The organism is Caballeronia sp. dw_276, assembly GCF_018449635.1.
In the GTDB taxonomy this organism is placed as follows: Bacteria; Pseudomonadota; Gammaproteobacteria; order Burkholderiales; family Burkholderiaceae; genus Caballeronia.
In genome coordinates this window covers 1-2,058 of the sequence record NZ_JAAVUV010000036.1, presented here as the reverse complement: position 1 = coordinate 2,058, position 2,058 = coordinate 1, and the positions used below count along the sequence as shown (strand labels likewise).

Annotated in this window: 2 protein-coding genes; both read left to right on the top strand. The window is 58.3% G+C overall.

Annotated elements, in window-relative coordinates; translation table 11 throughout:
• Window positions 1-168: 168 nt before the first annotated feature.
• Window positions 169-738, top strand: a complete 570-nt coding sequence (locus HB633_RS30475) for a cytochrome C oxidase subunit II (protein WP_213781844.1) — start codon at window positions 169-171, stop codon at window positions 736-738.
• Window positions 728-2,058, top strand: a 1,331-nt coding sequence (locus tag HB633_RS30470) for a cbb3-type cytochrome c oxidase subunit I (RefSeq protein ID WP_213781843.1), incomplete at its 3' end; no start/stop codon positions are given. The genes HB633_RS30475 and HB633_RS30470, both read left to right, overlap by 11 nt.

Below are 2,058 nucleotides of genomic sequence, written 5' to 3'. Positions count from 1 at the left end.
TATTGAGGACGTCATGACTGATTCAGAAAACGAAGATGCTGCCGTCGATGAAATCGTGCGCGACGGACCGCACGGCGCTATTGCGCTTGCCGGCACTGCAACGGCCATTGTGATTGGCTTATGGTTTGCGTTTTATTTCCTGGTCTTTTTGCCGCGTGGCGTTATCCAATGAACAATGAACACCAGTCGCATGCATCGGCGGACATGGCCGCGCGTATCGAGCGCAAGTGGGCGCTGCTCGTCGCGATCATCCTGTGCGTGCTTGTCGCCATGACGATCTTCACGGGCCTTCATTGGGCCATGATGCCGCCCTCGCGGGTGGAGACCGTACGCCCCGATACGCTCAACGTAAGCGGTGAATTCGTCGAGAGCAATCTGGGCAGCGCGATCGAGGCAGATGGTTCGGTAACGGTGCGCGTGGTCGCGCAACAGTATTCGTTCACGCCGCAATGCCTGCTGATTCCGACCGATACACCCATCACGTTCCGCGCCACGAGCGCTGACGTAGTGCACGGTTTCCTGATCACGAACACGAACATCAATTCAATGCTCGAGCCGGGTTATATCTCGACCTTCAAGACGACCTTCACTCAGCCGGCCGAGCACCTGATGCCTTGCCACGAGTTCTGCGGCACGGGGCATCAAGGCATGTGGGCGCACGTGAAGGTCATCGATAAAAACGCTTTCCTTCAGATGGCAAACGCTAACGGTTCGCGGAGACTCAGCTGTGTTAAATAGCAAGCGACTCGTTCTCGCGCATTTCTGGCTCGGCTTCATCAGCTTCGGTGGCGCCTTGCTGCTCGGTGCATGGCAGATGTGGGTGCGCAGCCCGCTGCATCCGTGGCTGCAGAATCCGGAGATCTATTATCGCTCGGTGACCGCGCACGGCTCGGCAATGGGCTATGTATTTCCCACGTTGATCGCGATGGGTTTTGGTTATGCGGTGACCGAACTCTCGCTGAAAAAAACGTTGATCGGCGTGCGCTGGGCGTGGGCCGGTTTCATTCTCGTTGCAGTCGGCACCGTCACCGCCATGGTCCCTGTCGCGATGGGCCTCGCGTCCGTGCTCTACACGTTTTATCCGCCGATGATCGGCAACGCGTTCTTTTATATCGGCATTGTGCTGGTGGTGGTCGGATCGTGGATCTGGGTCGGCCTCATGTCGGTCAACCTGATGACGTGGAAGCGCGAGAATCGCGGCGTGCCCGTGCCGCTTGCCATGTTCGCAAGCGTGGCGGGCGCTTATCTGTGGGGATGGACTGCCGTGGGCGCGGCCATCGAGATCCTGTTCCAGATCCTGCCGGTGGCGCTTGGTTTCAAGACGACCATCGACGCAGGTCTCGCCCGCGTATTCTTCTCGTGGACGCTGCACGCGATCGTCTACTTCTGGTTGATGCCGGCTTACATTGCGTATTACACGATCATGCCGCGCGCGATCGGCGGCCGCTTGTACAGCGATTCGATGGCGCGCATCTCGTTCATCCTTTTTCTCGTGGTGTCCATGCCAATCGGCATTCACCATCTTTTCGCCGACCCGCAAGTGGGGTCCGGCTTCAAGTTCATGCATTCGGTATTCACGGCGCTCGTCGCCGTGCCGACCATGCTAACGGTGTTCACCATCTGTGCATCGGTTGAGATTGCGGCGCGTTTGCGCGGCGGCCGAGGAACCTTCGGCTGGCTCAAGGCGCTGCCCTGGCAGAACCCGATGATGCTCGCGCTCGCATTCTCGTTCGTGATGCTGGGCTTTGGCGGTGCGGGCGGCATCATCAACATGAGTTACCAGCTCGACTCGTCGGTTCACAACACGCAGTGGATCACCGGTCACTTTCATCTGATTTTCGCGGGCGCAATCGTCATAATGTACTTCGCGATTGCGTACGATCTATGGCCGCATCTGACAGGCCGCGCAATGACGCAATTGAAGTTGATGCGCTGGCAATTGTGGTTGTGGTTTATCGGCATGATCGTGCTGACCTTCCCGTGGCATTTCACCGGCATTCTTGGCATGCCGCGACGCATGGCTTTCTTCGATTACACCGATCCCGAGCTTGCCGCGCA